We start from the raw sequence: 19,307 nt of genomic DNA, 5'->3' as shown, positions 1-19,307 counted from the left end.
CGGCCGCGACAATGGTCCCGTGGAGCCCGTCCCGAGCCTGCCCCGCTACCTCCCCACCGGCGACGTCGTCGCCGACAAGGCGTCCTGGCGGACCCTCGTGCGGGCCGCGCGCCGTGAGCTGGTGGCCGGCTGGGGGGAGGACGGACGGTCGGGGGCCGCGGGCCGGCTAGCCGAGGGCGGCCTCGCCTTCCTCCGCGGGTATGCCGCAGCGCACCGCGACGGGGACCTCGCCGGCCTGTGCGTCACCGCCTTCGAGCCGATGCGCACCGAGCCGCCGGTCGACGGGCTGACGGGCGCGCTGATCGCGGAGGGGGTGCGCGTGCTGGTCCCGCTCACCCTGGAGCGGCCGCGTCTCGACTGGGCCGACCTGGCCGACCCCGACCGGCGCCCGCTGGGGTCCGACGTCCTGGCGGAGGTCGACGTCTTCCTGGTCCCGGGTCTGGCGGTGTCGGTGGACGGGGTGCGGCTGGGTCAGGGCGGGGGCTACTACGACACGACCCTGCCGGGGGCGCGCGAGGCGTCGGGCGGCGCACCGGTGGTGATCTGCCTGCACGACCACGAGGTGGTCCCGTCGGTGCCCGCCGACGAGCACGACGTCGTGGTCGACGCGGTGCTGCGCCCGGCGACGGGCGTGGTGGGGGTGCCCCTCGGCATACCCGGTGGTGGTCTCAGCGACCCGCGCCGCCGTCCGGCACGAGGGTGAGGGTCTGCTCCCCCGCCTCGAGGACAGCCTCGCGGGTGGAGGGCCACGGGTAGGTCTCCCCGGCGATCCAGGCCGCCTGCTGGTCGTCCCAGTTGGGGTGGAACGGGTGGCCGCTGCTGCCGGTCTGGTTGACCCACGTGGAGGCGTCGAGGTCGGCGAGGTCGACGACCATCCGCATGGACGGGGAGGAGGTGACGTCGAAGTCCTCGAGGGAGGCGTCCCAGCTGGTCGCGTTGACCATCGCGGTGCTGCCCGCGACGGGCTGGGCGGGCAGGTTGAAGATCGAGCTCACCAGACCGGGCACGTCCTCCCCGGCCAGCACCGGGTGCTCCAGCCGGATCTGGTGCAGGTCGCCCCAGACCCAGCGCTCGGGGTCCTTGGCGACCCGGCGGGTCAGGTCGTGACGGGCGTCGACCATGGCCGTGCGGACGACCTCGTCGCGCGACTCGATGACGCCGGGGGTGCGGCGGTCGTCCCACCACGGGCTGTCCGCGTCGCCGAGCAGCTCGTCCAGGAGGAGCATCGAGCGCGAGCTGCCGGTCGCGCCGAGGCCCGGCGGCAGCTCGTCGTCGAAGACCATCTCCAGCAGGCGGTCGTAGACCGCGTGGTAGTAGGCGGCGGCGGCCGACTGCTCCCCCTCGGCGGGCGCGGACCGGTCCCACGACGCCAGCAGGTCCTGCGCCTCGGTGTAGAAGTCGTTCTCGAGGTCCACGGCGAGCAGGTAGGGGATGAGCCGCTCCGCGAAGGTGTTGCGGTCGTCGAGCTGGATCTGCTGCATGGTGGCCGTGGTGAGCGGGCCCTCGTCGAGGTGGCTCTGCAGCAGCTCGAGGATCCGCGTGGAGCGGTAGCCCTTGTCGAACTCGGTGGTGAGGAAGGGCCGGCCGCCGCGCACGACCGCCTGGTTGGCGGTGACGATCATCCCGTCGTCGGGGTTGAGGGTCCAGGGCAGGTCGTCGGGGTCGACCCAGCCGGTCCAGTCGTAGGCGGAGTCCCAGCCCGGCGCGGGGTAGAAGCCGGGAGGAGTGCCGTGGGTCGCGGACCGGCGCACCGGGATCAGCCCCGGCGCCTGGTAGCCGATGTTGCCCTCGGTGTCGGCGTAGATGAGGTTCTGGGACGGCACCGCGAACTGACGGGCACCCTCACGGAAGTCCTCCCACCCGGTGGCCGCGTTGAGAGAGAAGACCGCCTCGGCCGTGGGGGACGGCTCCAGCGCCGTCCAGGCGAGCGACACCTCGTAGTCGTTGGACGTCTGCACGCCGCCCTCGGGGGCGTTGGTGCCGAGGTCGTCCAGGGCCTCGACCACGTCCGACATGATCGGGCCGTGGACGGTCTCGCGGACCGTGATCTCGACGTCGTCACCCCCCGCGACCTGGATCGTCTCGGTCCGGACCTCCATCGGCACGTACGCGCCGTCGCGACGGACCGTGTCGCCCCGCACGTCCTCGAGGTAGAAGTCGGTGACGTCCGGGTCGAGGTTGGTCATGCCCCACGCGATCGAGGTGTTGTGCCCGATGATGACGCCCGGGAAGCCGGCGAAGGTGAAGCCGGTGACGTCGAAGGGGCACTGCTCGGAGAGCTGGCGGCAGTGCAGACCAGCCTGCAGCCACACGCCGGGCTGGGTCCCCCTGAGGTGCGGGTCGTTGGCGAGCAGGGGAAGACCGGTCTCGGTGTGCTCCCCGGAGACCACCCACGAGTTGGAGCCGATGCCCTCCCCGCGGCCGAGGAGCTCGGGGATCGACCCCAGCGCGGTCTCGACCCCGGCGAGGGCCTCGTCGGCGCCCGGCCCCGCGAGCCAGTTCTCCGCGAGGCCGCCGGAGGGCGGCGACGGCGGCCCGGGCTCACCCAGCCGCGCGATGTCGGCCGGGTCCGGCGCCGACCCGTCCGGGGGTATCGTGACCGGTCCGCGGGTGCCGCCGCGGGACGTCCCGTCGGCGCCCGGTTCGGCGTCGGGCGCGGTCCACTCGTCGCCGCCGAGGATCGGCGGGTGCTCGTCGTGGGGGTAGTCGGGGTAGAGGGTGCTGAGCTGGGTCAGCGGGACGCTGCCGACGAGTCGCCCGCGGGCCAGCTCGTCGGTGTAGTTGCCGCGCAGGTCCCACGCCATCGCCTTGAGCCAGGTCAGCGAGTCGACGGCGTCCCACGGCTCGACCTGGTACCCGGGGGCCGACTGGGCGAGCACGACATATTCCAGGCCCATGGAGGAGGGTCCGCCCTGCCGCTCGATGTAGGCGTTGACGCCCGCGCTGTAGGCCTGCAGGTAGGACCGTGCGTCGGGGCTGAGGAGCGGCAGCTCCTGCTCCGCGACCCGTCGCCACCCCATCGTGCGGATGACGCTGTCGGCCTCGACCCCGCCCTCGCCGACGAGCTCGCTGAGGCGGCCGGAGACGATGTGGCGTCGCAGGTCCATCTGGAAGAAGCGGTCCTGGGCGGCGACGAAGCCCTGTGCCCGGAAGAGGTCCTCGGGGGTGTCGGCGTAGATGTGCGCCACCCCGAGCGAGTCCCGGACCACCTCGACCTCGCCCGACAGGCCGGGGACGGCGATCTCCCCGCTGGTCTGCGGGAACGCCCGCCGCGCGAGCCCCACCCCGAGCACGGCCGCGGCCACGACGACGACCACGAGGATCGCCACCACGGGCACGGCCACGCGCTGCCACAGTGGTCGGGACACGTCGCCAGCCTAGGTCACGATGCAGAAGGGTCCGCGGACGCGACGTAGAATCCTGCCCCGTGCCGACCTATTCGTACGCGTGCAAGGACTGCGGTCACGCCTTCGACATCCAGCAGGCGTTCACCGACGACGCGCTGACCACCTGCCCGAGCTGCGGCGGCCCGCTGCGCAAGGTCTTCAGCGCCGTGGGGGTCGTCTTCAAGGGGTCCGGCTTCTACCGGACCGACTCGCGAGGCTCGGGGAAGGGCTCCGGCTCCTCCTCGGCCTCCAAGGACGGCGGGTCGGGGTCCTCCGGGTCGGGCTCGTCCGGCTCCGGGTCGGGGTCCTCGGGCGGGTCGTCGGAGTCCGGCTCAGGGTCGTCCGGCTCCGGGTCGGGGTCATCCTCGGACGCCGGGTCCGGGAAGGGGTCGAGCACGGCGACCCCGCCGTCCACACCCTCCGGCTCCGGGTCCTCCTCCTCCACAGCCTCGGGCTGAACCGCTGACGGTATGCCGTCCCGCGCCTAGCGTGGCGGCGTGCCCCTCACCTCCCTCGTCCGCGAACGCGCACCCGCCGAGCCGGCCGCCTCACGTGCGGTCCGGGCCGAGCGTGGCCGTGCCCGTCGCGGGCCGGGTGGCCGGGGTGGCGCCGGGGCCCACCGGCGCCGGCTGAGGCGGGTCCTGTCGGCACTGCTGGCCGCGGCGGCGGTGGCGGGCCTGGGTCGGTTGGCCGTGGACCGGCCCGTCGCGGGCGGCGTCCCGGTCGTCGTCGCCACGACCCAGGTGGCGGCCGGCACGGTCCTGGGCGCCGCGGTGCTGGAGGTGCGGCAGCTGCCGGGTGACGTCATACCCGCGGGGGCCGTGGGCGAGGTGGCGCAGGTGGTCGGGCGGCCAGCCGCGTCCGTCCTGTCAGCCGGAGAGGTGGTGACCGGCCATGACGTGGGGGCGTCCGAGCTGCTGACCGGGCACGGCGGCTCCACGCGGGCGGTGTACGTGCCGGTGCCCGAGACGGTGGTCCTCGACGCGCTCGGGGCCGGCGACCGCGTCGACGTCCACTCTCCCGTGGACGGGTCGGTCGTGGCCGCCGACGTGCTCGTGCTCAGCGTCCACCGCGGGAGCGGGACCGGGTCGTGGACACCGGGAGTGGGGGCGGTCACCGGCGGCGGGGCGTGGCTCGCGGTGGGCACGGTAACCGCGACGGACGTGGCGGCGGCCCGCGGTGCCGACCCCGCGGGAGGGGCCCTGATCCTCAGCCTCCTCCCGGCCGACGGCGGGTCGCCGGCGCGCCCACCGTGAGGTGGACCCGAGGTGAAGCACCCGGGGACGGGGTCGTGCGGACGGGCCGACCCCACGTACGATCGGAGGGGGCCCGGCGCTGACGCGACGGGCCCGACGACCACAGACACCACCGGGAGCTGAGCGTGGAGCACGCCTGCCCGGACAGAGAGGAGAGCTCATGATCAAGGGCTTCAAGGAATTCATCATGCGCGGCAACGTCATCGACCTGGCGGTAGCCGTCGTCATCGGCGCGGCGTTCGCGGCCGTCGTCACGACGATCGTGTCCAGCGTCGTCACGCCGCTGCTCAACGCGGCAGGGGGTGCCGAGGTCGGCGGTCTCGGCTTCTTCATCCGGGAGAACAACCCGGCGACCTACGTCGACATCGCCGCGATCCTCAACGCGCTGATCGTCTTCCTGCTGACGGCCGCCGTCGTCTACTTCGTCCTCGTGGTGCCGATGAACACGCTGGCCGAGCGCCGCAAGGCCAAGCTGGGCATCGTCGACGACGAGGAGATCTCGGACGAGGTCGCCACCCTCCGCGAGATCCGCGACCTGCTGGCCGCCCGCCGCACCGACGGCACCCTCTGACCCCAGGCCGCCCCGGCGCGGGGCGGCACCGACGGCCCCGGCACGACACCTCGTCGCGCCGGGGCCGTCCGCGGTCCCGGCAGCCCCCGTCGGCCGCGTCAGTCCCAGTGCGGAGGTCGCTGCTCCCGGATCCACGCGTCCCGGCCGTCCCCGGTGCCGTCGAGCCCGGCGCGCCCGGCGCCCCCGTCGGGGTCCGACGAAGCCGCCCCGGAGCCCTCCTGCCCCATGGCGTCGTCCGTCGGGTCGGCGTCGGCGTTGGTCGCCGGGGCGGTGACCCGACGATGGCGGCGAGGGCGCGGGGGACGGTCGTCACCCCCGGGCCGCTCCCGTCCTGCCTCGTGCACCGGGTTCACCGGGTCCGCTGCCCCGCCTCGCGCACGGCCTGCAGCACCCTGACCACCTCGCGCGCCGGGTCGGTGAAGACGTCCGTGCTGCGCACCCGCAGCGGCGTCCACCCGAGCCGGGTCAGCTGCTCGTGCCGGATCCGGAGTCCGTCGCGACCCGGCCCCGCCTCGACCGTGCCCCGGTGCATGTCCCCGTCGACGGCCACCGACCACCGGCGGTCCCCCTCCTCGGCGACGGCCACGTCCACGGCGTGCGGGCCGTGACCCAGCCCCTCCTGCACCTCGAGCCCCTCGGACCGCAGCCGGCGGACCAGCTCCGCGAGCACCGCGGAGCGACTCCCCCGCCCCGGCCGCGCGGGGAAGTGCACCGCCTGCCGGACCACGTCGGTCCCGGGACCGTCGGGCCAGTCGTCCACCCCCGCCGGGACCACGAGGTCCACGGAGGCGCGGGCGGCCGCCAACACCGAGCCGGCGGCCCGGGCGTCCCGGCCCGCCTCGGCCCCGGCGAGCCACACGACCCGGTCGCGGACCTCACCGGCGACCCGCCCCACCGGACGGACGAGCAGCGGCTCGGTGCCCTCGTCCCGGAGCACGGCCTGCAGCGCCTGGTCGGCCGGACCGTCGACGCGCCCGGCCGCGGCGCGCACGGCGACGACGAGGTCCTCCGCCGTCGCGTCGTCCGGGGCGACGAGCAGCAGGCTCTCCCCCGGGCTCCTGCGTGCGTGCTCCAGCGCCAGCTCGACCGCTCGCGCCACCTGCCCCTCCACCGGGCCTCCGGTGACGTGCTCGCGGACGGCGGCCGAGCGCCATACCCCCGGGAAGCTGTGCACGGGCTCCGGCATCAGGGACGCGAGGGGGGCGACCAGCCCCTGGTCGAGGGCCCGGTAGTGGGTGTGCAGGTGGCGCACGGGGAGCACGCCGGACACGTCGTCCAGGAACGAGGTCCCCTCGTGCCGGGTCCCCTCCAGCTCGCCCTCGACCCGTGGGTCGGCCACCACGGAGAACTGCGCCGGCCCCTGCCCGCCGCTGTCGCCGACGACGATCACCTGCCGCCCGCGGGCCAGCGCCGGCACCGTGCGCGCGGTGGTCGTGCGCCCCGCACGGTCGACGACCACGAGGTCGAAGGTCATGTCGGGGGGCAGCACCGAGGGCACGGACAGCTGCGAGACGAGCACCACGGGCTGGGCGGCGAGCACGACGTCGGGGGCCCGGCTGATGACGTCACGGACGTCGACGGCACCCACACGGGTCGCCTCGAGGGCGCGCTCCCACGCGGTGGACTGGGACCCGTGGCTGGCCAGCGTGCGCCGCAGCCGGCGCAGCACGGCGAGGCGCGCGCGGGAGGCGTTGCGGTCCAGGTGCGCACGGTCGGCCCGTCGGAAGGCCCGCTCCGCCTCCCGCACCGCCTCCGCCGGCACCTGCTGCGGCACCTCGTCCGAGCGCAGGTGGTGCAGCACGGAGGAGCGGTGGACGAAGCGCACCTCCGCCGCCACCCGCTCGGCGTCGATCCCACGCCGGGCCAGGTCGTCGACCACGTCACCCAGCCCCTGCTCACGCAACGGCTGCAGGAGCGGGTATGCCGTGGCCGCCACGGGGGCGCGGTCGGCCCGCGCGTCCAGCACCACCAACCGCTCGAGGACCGTGTCCAGGTGCACGCTCGACAGGTCGGTGCCGGCCGGGGTGCCGGCCAGGACCCGCTCGAGCCAGGTGAGGTCCTCCCCGACGGGTGCGTGGGCCTCGAGCGCCTCCTCCCACCCCTCGGGGGCCACCGGTCGGGCGGCTGGCCCGGCGACCTGCTCCCACTCCTGCCGTTCGTGGCGCGCGAGCCGCACCCGGCGCGGCAGGTCGGGAGGAGGCGTGCCGGGACGCAGCAGGGAACGCACCTGCCGGCGCAGTCGCGCCCGGGCCACGGCCCCGGGGCGCTCGCTCACCTCGTCGCGCGCGGCCGTGGCCGCCACGAGGTCGCCCAGCGGCGCGTCGTAGATGCCGGGTGAGAAGACGTCGAGGGTCTCGCTCGCACGGGCGACGAGGTCGAGTCGCTCACCCCACTGGCGGACGTTGGCCGGGACGGGCAGGCCCGCTGCCCCGCAGACGGCGTCGGCGAGCTCCCGCGCCGTCGAGAGGGCGCCGCTGACCAGCCGCGCCACGATCTCCTGGGCCCGCCGTGCCTCGTCCTGGGACGTCAGCCGGGCGCCGTACCACGGGTCGTCGCGCCGCGGCTGCCCCTTCGCCCACGCTCCCGCGCCGGCGGCCTCGATGAGGGCGTCGGTCGCCGACGACAGCTCCTCGTCCCCGATCCGGCGGAGCACCTCGTGCGGCAGCCGGACCCGGGACGCGGGCGGGTGGGCCAGGGCGGCGAGCGTGGCCAGGTCGTCCTCGACCTCCGCCAGGGACAGGCCCCACGGCGCGTGGGGACGGTGGAGGACGTCGTGCTCGCGGTGCAGGACCGAGAGCGCGTCGGACCGGGCCGGCAGGGGGTCGGGGCCGATCTGCGGCTCGCTCTCCTCGGGCAGGTGGTCCAGGGCCATCCGGACGGACTCGAGGGCCGCCCGCATCGACGCCGGGTCCTCCGCCAGGGGCAGGCACACGTCACCCAGCCCGACGTGGGCAAGTCGGCGCCGCAGGCCCTCGAGCGCGGGGCGCTCCTCCGAGCAGACCAGCACCGTGCGGCCCTCCGACAGCGCGGCGACCACGATGTTGGCGACCGTCTGCGTCGCGCCCGTCCCCGCAGGGGTGTCCAGGACGATGCTCGACCCGGAGACGGCCTCGTCGACGACCAGCCGCTGGGAGGCGTCCGCGTCGAGCGCCGACAGCTCCCGCTCCGGGTCGTCGGCGCGCTGAGGGTCGGGTCCGGCGGAGGTGAGGGACACGTCAGCACCGGCGAGCGCCGCGACGACGTCGTGGGAGGCCTGCGGCACCGCGTCGCCGGTGTAGGCGGTGACGAGGGGCAGCTTGGCGGGCGGGAAGGTGCCGATGACCATCTGCGGACCGATGGCGAAGCCGGTCATCTCCTGGCAGATGCCCTCGAGGGCCTGGTAGGTCTGGCGCGGGTCGAACCCATGGCTCTGCGCGGACAGCCCGGCGAGCACGGTCGGGTCGAGCTCCAGGTGCACCTCGCTGCGCAGGTAGTGCTCGAGGACCGGGTTGAACACCACGTCCTCGTGCAGCTCGACGGAGTAGTCGCTGTGCGCCGCGTCGACGGGCCGGATCTCGCAGGCCCGGAGCAGGACCGGCGCGCGGGGCGGGACGGGGACGCGGTGGAGGGTCCACGTCGCCAGCCCGATGGCGAGGAACCCGGTCTCGATCCCGTGCTCGCGCCGCATCTCGCCGACCTTGTCGCGGATGGTGCCCATGCGTCGCGCGGCGTCGAGGAACGCCACGTGCTCGCGGACCAGCTCGGAGAGCAGCGTCGCGCGCCCGGACAGCAGCTTGGCCACCCCGCCGGGGTGAGCGAGGTTGAGGTCGAAGGTGCCGGTCAGCGACGTGCGGTGCCACAGCAGCGTGTTCGGCCCGCCGAGGTCCGCGACCTCCTGGCGCCACCGCGTGCGGGCGCGCTGGACCGCCGCGACCCGGGCAGGGTCGGGTGCGTGGGGTCGACGGGTGGGGGTCACCCCTTCAGGCTAACCACAGAGGTCCGCGACACCGTGAAGGCGGCGAGGGCGAGCGCGGCGGCCCCTGCCAGGCCGGCGAGCACGGCATACCCGAGCAGGTCCATGACGACCCCGGCGAGCGCTCCGGCGAGCGCCGCGGACAGGCCCATGACCAGGTCGGCGGCGCCCTGGACCGCGGCGCGCTCGGCGACCGGCACCGACCCCGCGATGGTGCCGGAGCCGGCGACCATCGTGCACGACCAGCCGAGGCCGAGCAGGACCAGCGCGACGGTGAGGGTCGTCGAGTGTCCGCTGGAGGAGAGGGCCGCCAGGACGGAGGCCAGCACGAGGATCCCCGCACCGACGAGCACGACTCGGGCCGCTCCGAGCCGGTCTGTGAGCTGGCCGACGACGGGCGAGAGGCCGTACATGCCGAGGATGTGCAGGCTGATGACGAGACCGATGAGCTCGATCTCCGCCTGGCCGTGACGCATGTGCAGGGGGGTCATCACCATGACGGCCACCATGACGACGTGGCCGACGGTCAGGGCGACGGTGCCCCACAGGGCGGCCGGGGTGACCCGGATCAGGCGCAGGCCCTGGGCGACGCTGCCGCGCCGGGCGGTGACGGGGACGGCCTGCTCCTCGGGCTCGCCCGCGTGCAGGCGACGCGAGAGGAGGAGCGGGTCGGGCCGCAGCAGGACCTGCAGGAGCAGGGCCGCGAGCCCGAAGCCGACGAACGAGAGCACCCAGGCGCCGGCGAGGGCGGGGATGCCCAGGACGTCCGCGATGCGCCGGCCCGGCCCGATGAGGTTGGGCCCGAGGACGGAGCCGATCGTGGTGGCCCAGACCACCCAGCTCAGCTGTCTCCCCCGCCGCTGCGGCGGGGCCAGGTCGGTCGCGGCGTAGCGGGCCTGGCTGTTGGCGGTGGTGGACGCGCCGAAGAGGGTGGTGCCGAGGAGGAGCAGCCAGAACTGCCCGGTCGCGGTCGCGGTGATCGCCAGGAAGGCGCCCACCGCCCCGATCAGGTATGCCGTCACGAGGCCGACGCGCCGACCGCGCGTCGCCATCAGCGCGGCGACCGGGACGGTGAAGAGCGCCCCGCCGAGGACCTGGGTCGTCGTGGCGAGCCCGGACAGGGCGTCGCTGCCGCTCACGTCCGCGGCGACGATCGCCCCCACGGCGATGCCGGCCGCGACCCCGATGCCGCCGAGCGTCTGGCTCCCCATGAGCGTGGGGATCGTCCGGCGCTGGGCCGCCTCCGCCTGGAGGGAGAGCGGGTCGGTCTGGGTCACCGGGAGAGTGTCGCAGGTCGAGGGGGCGCGGCCGTCCGGGGATGAGGGCGGGAGCGCCCCGAGCAGCGTCCACAAAAGTTGTTGAAATATCAACTGCCTGGCCGTAGTGTTCGTCCATGGACCCACGGCCAGCGGCGTCCCGATGAGGCGATTCACCCACGACACCCTCGGTCAGAGGGTGATCCTGGCCAGCGGTGGCGCGGCCACGCACCTCACGGCCGAGATCGCCCGGCTCGGCGGTGAGCGGGTGATGGTGGTGGCCGACGGGCCCGGGGCGGACCTGGCCGCGCAGGCCCTCGGGGAGCAGGTGGCCCTGCGCTGGACCGAGGTCCTCCAGCACGTCCCGGTCGAGCTCGCCGAGCGGGGGCCCTCTCCGTCGCCAGCGGCCTGAACGCCCTCGCCCACTGCGTCGACTCGTTGTGGGCGCCGCGGGCCGACCCGATCAACCTGGCGCTCGCCCTCGAGGGGGTCCGGGCCCTCTCGGAGGGTCTTCCGATGGTGGTGTCCGCGCCCGCCGACCTGGAGGGCCGGGAGGTATGCCTGTACGGCGCCTACCTCGCGGCCGTCGCGTTCGCCTCGGCGGGGTCCGGGATGCACCACAAGATCTGCCACGTGCTGGGCGGCTCCTTCGGGCTGCCGCACGCCGAGACCCACGCGATCGTCCTCCCCCACGTGCTGGCGCACAACGCCCCGGCCGTGCCGGAGCTGTCCCGCCGGCTCGCGGAAGCCCTCGGCAACCCGGACGCCACCGACCCGGCCAGGGCGGCGGTGACGGCCGTGCAGGCCCTGCGCCACCGTCTCGACGCCCCCGAGGCGCTGCGCGACCACGGGCTGGCGGAGGCCGACCTCCCGGAGGCGGCCTCGCGCTGCCTGGCCGCGGTCCCCGACTCCAACCCCGTGCCGCTCACCCGACGGTCGATGACCGCCCTGCTGAGGGCCGCGTGGGCGGGAGACCCACCCGCACCATCACCTGCACACCCGTCACCCACTCAACGGAGAGACTGATGACCTACCTGATCGGATCCCACCACGTCACCCTGTCCGTCGGCGGCGCCCAGGAGGACGTCGACTTCCACACCCGGATCCTGGGTCTGCGCTTCATCAAGAAGACCGTGCTCTACGACGGGTCCGCGCCGGTCTACCACTTCTACTACTCCAACGCTGCCGGTGACCCCTCCTCGGTCATCACCACGTTCCCGTGGCGTCAGGCGGGCATCGTCGGGCAGCGGGGCACCAACCAGGCCCGCGAGGTGCTCCTGTCGGTGCCCTCCGGCTCCCTCGACTACTGGGTCGGGCGGCTGACCGACCACGGCGTCGAGGCGACGCGCGGCGAACGCTTCGGCCGTGGGCGCGTGGAGTTCCGTCACCCGACGGGCATCGAGTACGTGCTCGTCGGCAACGACGGCGACCCCCGTGTCGGCCACACCCGGGGAGGCGTTCCCGAGGAGGCCGCCATCCACGGCATCCACGGCATCGGGATGCACGTCTACGACCAGGACCGCATGGTCGAGTTCACCGACGAGGTGTTCTTCGCCCAGGAGTCGGTGCAGGAGGAGGGCGACGTCGCCTGCCTCCAGGTCGGCAAGGCGGACCACGGCAACTTCATCGAGCTGACCGGCAACCGGACCGACGACCAGGGCACCTGGAAGTTCGGGGAGGGCACCTACCACCACTTCGCGTGGAACCTGGACACCCTGGAGAACCAGGAGCAGGTCAAGTTCGACATCGAGGGCGCCGGCTACACCGACATCTCCGAGCTGAAGGACCGGACCTACTTCAAGTCGCACTACGTGCGGACCCCCGGCGGGGCGTTGTTCGAGCTCGCCGTCACCCACGCGGACGGTGGCTGGGACTGCGACGAGTCTCCCGAGGAGCTGGGGCAGGCGTTCATGCTCCCGCCGCAGTTCGAGTCCGAGCGGGAGAACATCCTGGCGCGGCTCGAGCCGGTCACCACCGATGACGGACGCTGACAACCCGCACCTCACGCCGGCGCCTGTGACCCTCGGGCCACCGGCGCCGCAGGCGGGCGTGGTCGTGTATGCCGTCCACGGGAGGGGTCAGTCCGTCTCGTTCATGGAGGACCTGGCCCAGAGGGTCGCGCTGCCGGACGTCGCCTGGGTGCTGCCTGCCGCAGCTGGTGGCACGTGGTACCCGGAGCCGTTCCTGCGGCCGATGTCGCAGAACGAGCCCCGGCTGGGCCAGGCACGGGAGGCCGTGCGCCAGCACCTGGCACAGGTGCGGGAGGGTGCCGGTGTCGTGCCTGTCGTCGTGCTCGGCTTCTCCCAGGGGGCGTGCCTGCTCGCGGAGCACCTGCTCGACGAGCAGCCTCCGGTCGCCGGGGCGGTGCTCCACACCGGCGGCTACCTCGGTCCTGACGAGCACGCGTGGCCCGACCGGGAGGGGGTGCTGCGGGACGTACCGGTGCTCATGTCCACGGCGCAGGCGGACGCCTGGGTCCCGATGCACCGGGTGGAGGCGACAGCTCGCGCCCTGGCGGGCCTGGGGGCACGCGTCACCCTGGACGTCTACGACGACGAGGAGCACCACGTCAACGACAACGCCGTCGAGAGGATCCGCGGGTTCCTGCGGCGACTGTCCGGCGGCACCTGATCCGACGGGGGATGGGGTACCGCCGCCGGCGCTACAGCCGCTCGAGCTTGTGGAACGGGCTGATGATGCGGCGCGTGCAACTGCCGAAGTCGACGGTCACCGCCGCGCTCTCCTTGCCCACCACACGCCCGAGCCCGTAGGACTGGTGCGAGACCCTGTCATTGAGCTCGAAGTTCTCGATCTCCGGCTCGACAGCCGGCTTGAAGGGACTGCTGACGAGGTGGCGGCGCTGGGCTCCGGATCGGCTTGTCATCACCCCCAAGTATGCGCCCTCGACGGAGCGGGCCGGTCGGCGGCTGCTGACCGACGGCGGGACCGTCGGTCCGGGAACCGCGACGGGCACACCGCCGGGCCCCTGCTCGGTGCACACCCAGAACGGTGCCCGGCTGGTGCTCGGCGCTGATGGCGCCGAGCTGGACGACGCCTGTCTTCGCCTCGTCCAGGTCGTCAACGCGACGCCCGCAGCACCTACGGTTGGCCGGTGACGATCTTCGATCCTACGGACCGCGCTCGGACCCCTCTGGTGGCTGATGAGAAGGAGATGCTGCTGGGGATGCTTGCGTTCCAGCGGGACACGCTTCGCTGGAAATGCTCGGGGCTGGGCGCTGAGCAGCTTGCTTTCGAGCACGCTCCGAGCGCGCTCTCGCTCGGGGGCCTGCTCAAGCACCTGGCGGTCGTGGAGTTCTCGTGGGTGAGTGTGACGTTCGCCGGCGGCGACGACTCACCGCTCTGGGAAGGTCAGCGACAGGAGGGGAAGGAGGGGTGGAGCCTTCGGACCACCGCCGGGGAAACACCGCAGGAGCTGCTCGGCTGGCTCGAGGAGTCTCAACGGGCCACCGAACGCATCGTCGGTGAGGCGCGGAGCCTTGGTGTCCTGGCCGAAGAGATGCCGTACGGAGAGCCCTGCTCGTTGCGGTGGGTCATGTTGCACCTCGTGCAGGAGTACGGCCGTCACCTGGGCCATGCCGACCTGATCCGAGAGGCGATCGACGGCACGGTCGGCATCTAGCGCGACCAGCGATCCGATCTTGAGGTCCGCGTTGGCGCCGGCCGAGCCGGCCACGGTCACGTGCTCGGCGACCAGGTCAGCCAGCCCGGCCTTCTCGGCCAGGCAGATCACCGGGACCAGGCCCGCAGCACCGATCAGGTTCGGGTCATCGAAAACGGCGAAGATGTTGTGGCAGACTCGCGGGCGCCTGTTATTTGGTCGATCGGAACTGTCGCAAGTCCCATCGTCCCAGGTCACAGGGGCATTCGTGCGTTACGACCCGGCCCCATCACCAATCGGCGGATCGAGGTTCAGCGCTCTGGCGCCTCGGGCCGCTAACTAGCTAGTGTCTCTGCATGGCACGTAGGGTCGCAGTTCTTGGGTTGGCGCTTGCGGTTCTTGGCAGCCTGTTGATGGTGTGGGGACAACCCCCGGCGCGAGTCGCCCCCACGGTCCCGGTCGACTACCTCGGCAACATCGCGCTGGCGTTGTTGCCCATGGTCGGCAGGCTCCTCGCCTCGGTGGGAGCCGTCACGATCGCGTTCGCCGTGTTGATCAAAGTCTCCGGGCGCTCACCTGTCACGGTCCCTTCGAGATCGCTGCTCGTAGCAGGCTCTGTACTTGTGCTCGTGGCGATGCTCTTGGACGCAGGCCTGGTCTCTTACTTCATGAACGTCGATCGGATCCGCCTGATGCTGGCAGTGGTGAGCCTTACAGCACTGGCACACGCGGCGGGCGCCGCCCTGCTGTCACTGTGGCTGACCGGGCTCCTCACAACGCAAGTTCCCCTCGCTCGTCAGCCGTTAGGAGCACGGGACCCCGCTGCTCGTTGACGCGTCCCCCGTGTATGGCGAAGCGGGCGGGCATCCCAGTGGACAGCTTCATGGTCGGACGCTACGCGATCACAGCGGTACCTGCGGACGTTTGCCTGCGGCTGAGAACCGGGGCGCACACCAGTGCACGGGTTATGCGCGCCCGAGGGCGCGATCTCGGCAATATCCGGTGCATTCGTTGTCGCCCGTAGGGTGCACAACGCGCGTCCGGTCGAGCGTCCGACTCTCGGCGGTACAGCGATGTATCGAGCACGCGGCAGCGGTGAGCTGAGGGACGTCGTCCGCTGCGGATGGGTCATCGGCTGGGACCGGATACCTCACGCGATGGACCCTCGAAGGGGTGATGCGGGTGATGCTCTGCTCGTCGTTGGCTGGTTCGGCGACCCTCGCCCGCAGCGTCGAGCGTCGGCCTGCGGAGAACCGGGGACGTTTCACGCTGGACGAGCTGCTCGCGCTGGTGGACGAGCAACCAGAGCTCGCCGGCGACCTGGCCGACGTCACGCTGATCCTGGCATTGACATGGCTGCGCTTCGGGAAGCTGCGGGGGCTGCCAGTGCGGGACGTCACGCGCGTGCCTACCCAGGCCGGCGGGTTTCCCCGGTCGCTGCCGCAGTCAGGTCGGACGGGCAAGGTCATCGAGAGGTCCACCACCAAGAACGGCCGGAGCCGCGTGATCCCTTGCTGTCGCTGGCTCTCCCGGCCGTCGAGGGGCGAGCCGTCTCCAGTGAGCCGGACGATCTGCTCGTCCCGGCGCCGCACGCTGGTTACCTGCATGCGCAGAACTGGCGCCGCGACGTGCGCTGGAACGCGACGGCCGGCGGTCGACGCCCGCACGACCTCCGGCATACCCCGGCGAGCCTGTGGATCGCGGCCGGCGTGGACATCAGGATCATCGCCTCGTGTCTTGACCACAGCTCGACCAAGCTGACGCTCGACACCTACGGGCACCTGTTGGGTCCTGACGCCGAACGGGCAGCGATCGAAAGGGTGAACCGGGCGTGTCCCAAACTCGTCCCGAGATGGGGCAGGGGATCGATATGGGAGGCAGTCTCCGAAGCCCGCAACCGGTTGACCTGCACAGACACAACGTGCCCCCGGCAGGATTCGAACCTGCGACACCCGCTTTAGGAGAGCGGTGCTCTATCCCCTGAGCTACGAGGGCGAACCCGGTCCCGGCCGGGCGCGTGGCACATCCTCTCACGCTGGGACGCCGCCGACCGTCACGGTCGACGGCGCCCAGCGTGGGCTCAAGGGTGCCTCAGGACGGCACGACGGCTGCCGCCAGGTTGTTGAGAGTGTCCTCCAGCTGGTCCTCGGTCACGAGCGGGAAGCTGATCTTCTCGAGCAGAGCCTTGTCTGTGACCTGCGCCCAGTCGTAGGTCAGCCGGACCTCCGTGCTGTCGGGTCCCTGCGCCTCCAGCTCCCACACCCACTGCCACCCGGGCGGCTCCGTCCCGGCGGGTGCGGTGCGCCACGCGAGGAGACGGTTCGCGTCATACCCCGTGACGTGGTTGTCGGTCTGGTAGTCCCCGCCCATGTGGTCGCCGGTCATGTTCATCGTGAACACCTGGCCGGTCGCGGTGATCCGGTCACCGTGGTCGACGGAGCGGACGAAGCCGGAGCCGTCGAGCTCGACGTGCCGGCCGGGCAGCGACAGCACGTCGAAGACCTCCGCTGAGGGCGCGTCGATGGTGCGGGTGACGGTGATGCTCTTGTCTTCGGTCATGCTCTCGACCGTAGGCGTCGCGGGCGGGACGCGCGACCCGGGACCGGGGTGAGTGCCAGGGTGGGGGTATGACGACGCACCAGTACGCGCTCTCCCTCACCTGGACGGGCAGCAGAGGGAGCGGGACCTCCGGGTACCGCGCGTACTCGCGGGACGTCGTGGCGCGTAGCGACGGCCGACCGGACCTCGAGCTGTCGGCGGACCGCGCCTTCCGCGGCGACCCGACGCGCTGGAACCCGGAGGTGCTGCTGCTCGCCGCCCTCAGCGAGTGCCACCTGCTGTCACTGCTGCACGTCGCCGTGACGCACGGCGTCGTGGTCACGGCCTACGAGGACGAGCCGCTGGGCTGGATGGAGCAGGAGGGGATCGGCGGACGCTTCACCCGCGTCCTGCTCCGCCCCCGGGTCACGGTGGCCGACCCGACGCACGTGGACCTGATGGTGCAGCTCCACCAGGAGGCGGGAGAGGCGTGCTTCATCGCCTCGTCGGTCACCTTCCCGGTGGAGCACGAGGCGGTCACCATCGTCGAGGGAAGGAACTCATGGAATACCCCCTAGGGGTATGCCGTTGTCGCACCCATGAGCGAGCACCAGCACCACCGGGACACGGCCGAGCCGGAAGCGCACGACGGACACGGGTCACCACGCGGGCAGCACCACGAGGCCCACGGCGAGCACGGGCACGAGGGTCACGGCGACCACGTGGGGCAGTTCAGACGCCTCTTCTGGATCATGCTGGTCCTGGCGCTCCCCGTGGTCGCCTTCAGCCCGATGTTCGCCGACCTGGTCGGGTACGAGGTGCCCGGCGCCGGCTGGACCCGGTGGATCTCCCCCGTGCTGGGCACCGTCGTCTTCGCCTGGGGTGGCCGGCCGTTCCTCACCGGGGCGGTGGCGGAGGTGCGCGGGCGTCGCCCGGGGATGATGCTGCTCATCGGCCTCGCGATCAGCGTCGCGTTCCTCGCCTCCGCCGGCGCCAGCCTGGGGCTCCTGCCGCACGAGCTGGACTTCTGGTGGGAGCTGGTCCTGCTCATCGTGATCATGCTGCTCGGGCACTGGATCGAGATGCGGTCCCTCGCCCGGACCACCTCGGCGCTCGACTCGCTCGCCGCCCTGCTCCCCGACGAGGCGGAGCGGGTCGAGGACGGGGGGACCGTCCGGGTGCCGCCCTCGCAGCTGCGGACGGGTGACGTCGTGCTCGTGCGGCCGGGCGGGGCGGTCCCGGCCGACGGCCGGATCGTCGAGGGCGGCGCGAGCATGGACGAGGCCATGGTCACGGGCGAGTCGAAGGCGGTCCGCAGGGAGGTGGGGGACACCGTCGTGGCCGGCACGGTGGCGACCGACTCCGGTCTGCGCGTCGAGGTGACCGCCACCGGGGAGGAGACCACGCTGGCAGGCATCCAGCGGCTGGTGGCACAGGCGCAGGCGTCGTCCTCGCGGGCCCAGCGTCTCGCGGACCGGGCGGCCGGGTGGCTCTTCTGGTTCGCCCTCTCGGCGGCAGCGGTCACGGCGCTCGTGTGGACCGTGCTCGGTATGCCCGACATGGCCGTCGTCCGCACCGTCACCGTGCTCGTGATCGCCTGCCCGCACGCCCTCGGGCTGGCGATCCCGCTCGTCGTCTCCATCGCGACCGAGCGCGCCGCCCGCGGCGGCGTCCTCGTGAAGGACCGTCTCGCCCTGGAGACCATGCGCACGGTTGACGCGGTGCTGTTCGACAAGACCGGCACCCTCACCCGGGGTGAGCCGACCGTCACCGCCGTCCGGCCCGTCGACGGTCGCGAGGTCGACGAGGTGCTGGCGCTCGCGGCGGCCGCAGAGGCGGACAGCGAGCACCCCCTCGCCCGGGCCGTCGTCGGTGCTGCCCTCGCCAGGGAGCTGACCGTGCCCGCGTCCTCAGACTTCTCCTCCTCCCCAGCGGTGGGTGTCACGGCCTCGGTGGCCGGCAGGACGGTGCGCGTCGGCGGTCCGTACCTGCTGGAGGAGCACGGCCTCGACGAGCTGCCCGTGTCCCGGCGGTGGCACGAGGAGGGGGCCACCGTCCTGCACGTCCTCGTCGACGGCAGGACTGTGGGCGCCCTGCGCGTGGCCGACGAGATCAGGTCGGAGTCGCGCGAGGCCGTCGAGGCGCTGCACTCGCTGGGGATCCAGGTCGTGATGATCACCGGTGACGCGCAGGCGGTCGCGGAGTCCGTCGCCGGCGAGCTGGCCATCGACCGCGTCTTCGCCGGGGTGCGACCGGAGGACAAGTCGGCCAAGGTGGCGGAGCTCCAGGAGGAGGGCCTGAAGGTCGCGTTCGTCGGGGACGGCGTGAACGACGCACCAGCCCTGGCCCAGGCCGATGTCGGCATCGCCATCGGCGCGGGCACGGACGTGGCCATCGCCTCGGCCGGGGTGATCCTGGCCAGCTCGGACCCCCGCTCCGTGCTCTCCGTCGTGGAGCTGTCCCGCGCCAGCTACCGGAAGATGAGGCAGAACCTGTGGTGGGCCGCGGGCTACAACCTCGCCGCCGTCCCGCTCGCGGCCGGCGTCCTCGCCCCGGTCGGCTTCGTGCTCCCGATGAGCGTCGGCGCCATCCTGATGTCGGCCTCCACGGTCGTGGTGGCGGCGAACGCCCAGCTGCTGCGTCGGCTGGACCTGCGTCCTGGGTCCAGCACCCGGCGCGTGCTGGCAGACGCGCGGGCCTGACCCACCCCACGCCCCGGGACGAGGTCC

Annotated in this window: 20 protein-coding genes, 1 tRNA gene and 1 pseudogene; 14 read left to right on the top strand and 8 right to left on the bottom strand. The window is 73.0% G+C overall.

Features of this window, described 5'->3' with window-relative positions:
• Positions 1 to 19: 19 nt before the first annotated feature.
• The gene (locus D4B81_RS04320) at positions 20 to 703 is read left to right on the top strand and encodes a 5-formyltetrahydrofolate cyclo-ligase (RefSeq protein ID WP_161964981.1); all 684 of its coding nucleotides are present in this window, start codon (positions 20 to 22) and stop codon (positions 701 to 703) included.
• On the opposite strand, the gene D4B81_RS04315 is transcribed toward D4B81_RS04320, so the two are convergent.
• Complete coding sequence (locus tag D4B81_RS04315; RefSeq protein ID WP_122261248.1) at positions 669 to 3,368, bottom strand: penicillin acylase family protein; 2,700 nt, start codon at positions 3,366 to 3,368, stop codon at positions 669 to 671. The two genes, D4B81_RS04320 and D4B81_RS04315, sit on opposite strands and share 35 nt — an antisense overlap.
• Between D4B81_RS04315 and D4B81_RS19220 the strand changes: the two are divergent.
• Positions 3,356 to 3,520 (top strand): annotated as a pseudogene (locus D4B81_RS19220) (FmdB family zinc ribbon protein); the annotation flags it as partial. The gene D4B81_RS04315 and the pseudogene D4B81_RS19220 sit on opposite strands and share 13 nt — an antisense overlap.
• A 62-nt stretch (positions 3,521 to 3,582) precedes the next feature.
• Here the strand turns inward: D4B81_RS19220 and D4B81_RS19215 are convergent.
• The gene (locus D4B81_RS19215; RefSeq protein WP_337189862.1) at positions 3,583 to 3,831 is read right to left on the bottom strand and encodes a hypothetical protein; all 249 of its coding nucleotides are present in this window, start codon (positions 3,829 to 3,831) and stop codon (positions 3,583 to 3,585) included.
• 52 nt (positions 3,832 to 3,883) lie between these two features.
• Here D4B81_RS19215 and D4B81_RS04305 point away from each other — a divergent pair, with 52 nt between their 5' ends.
• Positions 3,884 to 4,642, top strand: coding sequence for an SAF domain-containing protein (locus D4B81_RS04305; protein ID WP_122261246.1), 759 nt, complete (start codon positions 3,884 to 3,886; stop codon positions 4,640 to 4,642).
• Positions 4,643 to 4,802: 160 nt separating this feature from the next.
• Positions 4,803 to 5,213 (top strand): large conductance mechanosensitive channel protein MscL, encoded by a 411-nt coding sequence (mscL, locus tag D4B81_RS04300; protein ID WP_122261245.1) that lies wholly within the window; start codon positions 4,803 to 4,805, stop codon positions 5,211 to 5,213.
• A 98-nt stretch (positions 5,214 to 5,311) separates the two neighbouring features.
• On the opposite strand, the gene D4B81_RS04295 is transcribed toward mscL, so the two are convergent.
• From D4B81_RS04295 to D4B81_RS04285, 3 genes are read right to left on the bottom strand one after another with little or no spacing between them, the layout of a single operon-like run.
• Positions 5,312 to 5,566: a hypothetical protein gene (locus D4B81_RS04295; RefSeq protein ID WP_122261244.1), complete on the bottom strand. Its 255-nt coding sequence runs from the start codon at positions 5,564 to 5,566 to the stop codon at positions 5,312 to 5,314.
• Positions 5,563 to 9,168 (bottom strand): hypothetical protein, encoded by a 3,606-nt coding sequence (locus D4B81_RS19120; protein WP_122261243.1) that lies wholly within the window; start codon positions 9,166 to 9,168, stop codon positions 5,563 to 5,565. Before D4B81_RS19120 ends, D4B81_RS04295 begins: the two co-directional genes overlap by 4 nt.
• Positions 9,165 to 10,442, bottom strand: coding sequence for an MFS transporter (locus D4B81_RS04285; RefSeq protein WP_237565810.1), 1,278 nt, complete (start codon positions 10,440 to 10,442; stop codon positions 9,165 to 9,167). Before D4B81_RS04285 ends, D4B81_RS19120 begins: the two co-directional genes overlap by 4 nt.
• Positions 10,443 to 10,584: 142 nt before the next feature.
• Here D4B81_RS04285 and D4B81_RS19210 point away from each other — a divergent pair, with 142 nt between their 5' ends.
• The 4 genes from D4B81_RS19210 to D4B81_RS04270 are packed head-to-tail and all read left to right on the top strand — an operon-like array spanning position 10,585 to position 13,052.
• Positions 10,585 to 10,833 carry a hypothetical protein gene (locus D4B81_RS19210; RefSeq protein WP_337189860.1) on the top strand — a complete coding sequence of 83 codons (249 nt, stop codon included), beginning with the start codon at positions 10,585 to 10,587 and terminating at the stop codon, positions 10,831 to 10,833.
• A gap of 26 nt (positions 10,834 to 10,859) precedes the next feature.
• Positions 10,860 to 11,447, top strand: coding sequence for a dehydroquinate synthase/iron-containing alcohol dehydrogenase family protein (locus D4B81_RS04280; RefSeq protein ID WP_337189859.1), 588 nt, complete (start codon positions 10,860 to 10,862; stop codon positions 11,445 to 11,447).
• The gene (locus D4B81_RS04275) at positions 11,447 to 12,412 is read left to right on the top strand and encodes a VOC family protein (RefSeq protein ID WP_097187338.1); all 966 of its coding nucleotides are present in this window, start codon (positions 11,447 to 11,449) and stop codon (positions 12,410 to 12,412) included. Before D4B81_RS04280 ends, D4B81_RS04275 begins: the two co-directional genes overlap by 1 nt.
• The gene (locus D4B81_RS04270; protein ID WP_122261242.1) at positions 12,399 to 13,052 is read left to right on the top strand and encodes an alpha/beta hydrolase; all 654 of its coding nucleotides are present in this window, start codon (positions 12,399 to 12,401) and stop codon (positions 13,050 to 13,052) included. Before D4B81_RS04275 ends, D4B81_RS04270 begins: the two co-directional genes overlap by 14 nt.
• Before the next feature lie 31 nt (positions 13,053 to 13,083).
• Here D4B81_RS04270 and D4B81_RS04265 read toward each other — a convergent pair whose 3' ends face one another.
• Positions 13,084 to 13,305: a hypothetical protein gene (locus D4B81_RS04265; RefSeq protein WP_122261426.1), complete on the bottom strand. Its 222-nt coding sequence runs from the start codon at positions 13,303 to 13,305 to the stop codon at positions 13,084 to 13,086.
• A gap of 109 nt (positions 13,306 to 13,414) precedes the next feature.
• On the opposite strand from D4B81_RS04265, the gene D4B81_RS19115 reads away from it, so the two are divergent.
• The 4 genes from D4B81_RS19115 to D4B81_RS19295 all read left to right on the top strand — a co-directional run bounded on the left by D4B81_RS19115 (position 13,415) and on the right by D4B81_RS19295 (position 16,001).
• Complete coding sequence (locus D4B81_RS19115) at positions 13,415 to 13,537, top strand: hypothetical protein (protein ID WP_272914055.1); 123 nt, start codon at positions 13,415 to 13,417, stop codon at positions 13,535 to 13,537.
• Positions 13,534 to 14,061, top strand: a complete 528-nt coding sequence (locus D4B81_RS04260; protein WP_122261241.1) for a DinB family protein — start codon at positions 13,534 to 13,536, stop codon at positions 14,059 to 14,061. The genes D4B81_RS19115 and D4B81_RS04260 overlap by 4 nt, the downstream gene beginning before the upstream one ends.
• Positions 14,062 to 14,396: 335 nt before the next feature.
• Positions 14,397 to 14,873 carry a hypothetical protein gene (locus D4B81_RS04250; protein WP_122261240.1) on the top strand — a complete coding sequence of 159 codons (477 nt, stop codon included), beginning with the start codon at positions 14,397 to 14,399 and terminating at the stop codon, positions 14,871 to 14,873.
• Positions 14,874 to 15,113: 240 nt separating this feature from the next.
• Complete coding sequence (locus D4B81_RS19295; RefSeq protein ID WP_122261425.1) at positions 15,114 to 16,001, top strand: tyrosine-type recombinase/integrase; 888 nt, start codon at positions 15,114 to 15,116, stop codon at positions 15,999 to 16,001.
• On the opposite strand, the gene D4B81_RS04240 is transcribed toward D4B81_RS19295, so the two are convergent.
• Both D4B81_RS04240 and D4B81_RS04235 read right to left on the bottom strand, forming a co-directional pair.
• Positions 15,963 to 16,035 (bottom strand) — tRNA-Arg (locus D4B81_RS04240). The two genes, D4B81_RS19295 and D4B81_RS04240, sit on opposite strands and share 39 nt — an antisense overlap.
• A gap of 96 nt (positions 16,036 to 16,131) precedes the next feature.
• A complete protein-coding gene (locus D4B81_RS04235) occupies positions 16,132 to 16,599 on the bottom strand; it encodes an SRPBCC family protein (RefSeq protein WP_122261239.1) in 468 nt (155 codons plus the stop codon).
• A 68-nt stretch (positions 16,600 to 16,667) separates the two neighbouring features.
• Between D4B81_RS04235 and D4B81_RS04230 the strand changes: the two genes are divergently transcribed.
• Both D4B81_RS04230 and D4B81_RS04225 read left to right on the top strand, forming a co-directional pair.
• Positions 16,668 to 17,156, top strand: a complete 489-nt coding sequence (locus D4B81_RS04230; RefSeq protein ID WP_122261238.1) for an OsmC family protein — start codon at positions 16,668 to 16,670, stop codon at positions 17,154 to 17,156.
• A gap of 21 nt (positions 17,157 to 17,177) precedes the next feature.
• Positions 17,178 to 19,280, top strand: coding sequence for a heavy metal translocating P-type ATPase (locus D4B81_RS04225; protein ID WP_122261237.1), 2,103 nt, complete (start codon positions 17,178 to 17,180; stop codon positions 19,278 to 19,280).
• Positions 19,281 to 19,307: the final 27 nt, after the last annotated feature.

Origin of the sequence: Ornithinimicrobium cerasi, from assembly GCF_003702705.1 — a bacterium.
Lineage (GTDB): Bacteria > Actinomycetota > Actinomycetes > Actinomycetales > Dermatophilaceae > Ornithinicoccus > Ornithinicoccus cerasi.
Note: the sequence above shows the minus strand (reverse complement) of the source record. Positions and strands in the feature narration are given on the sequence as shown.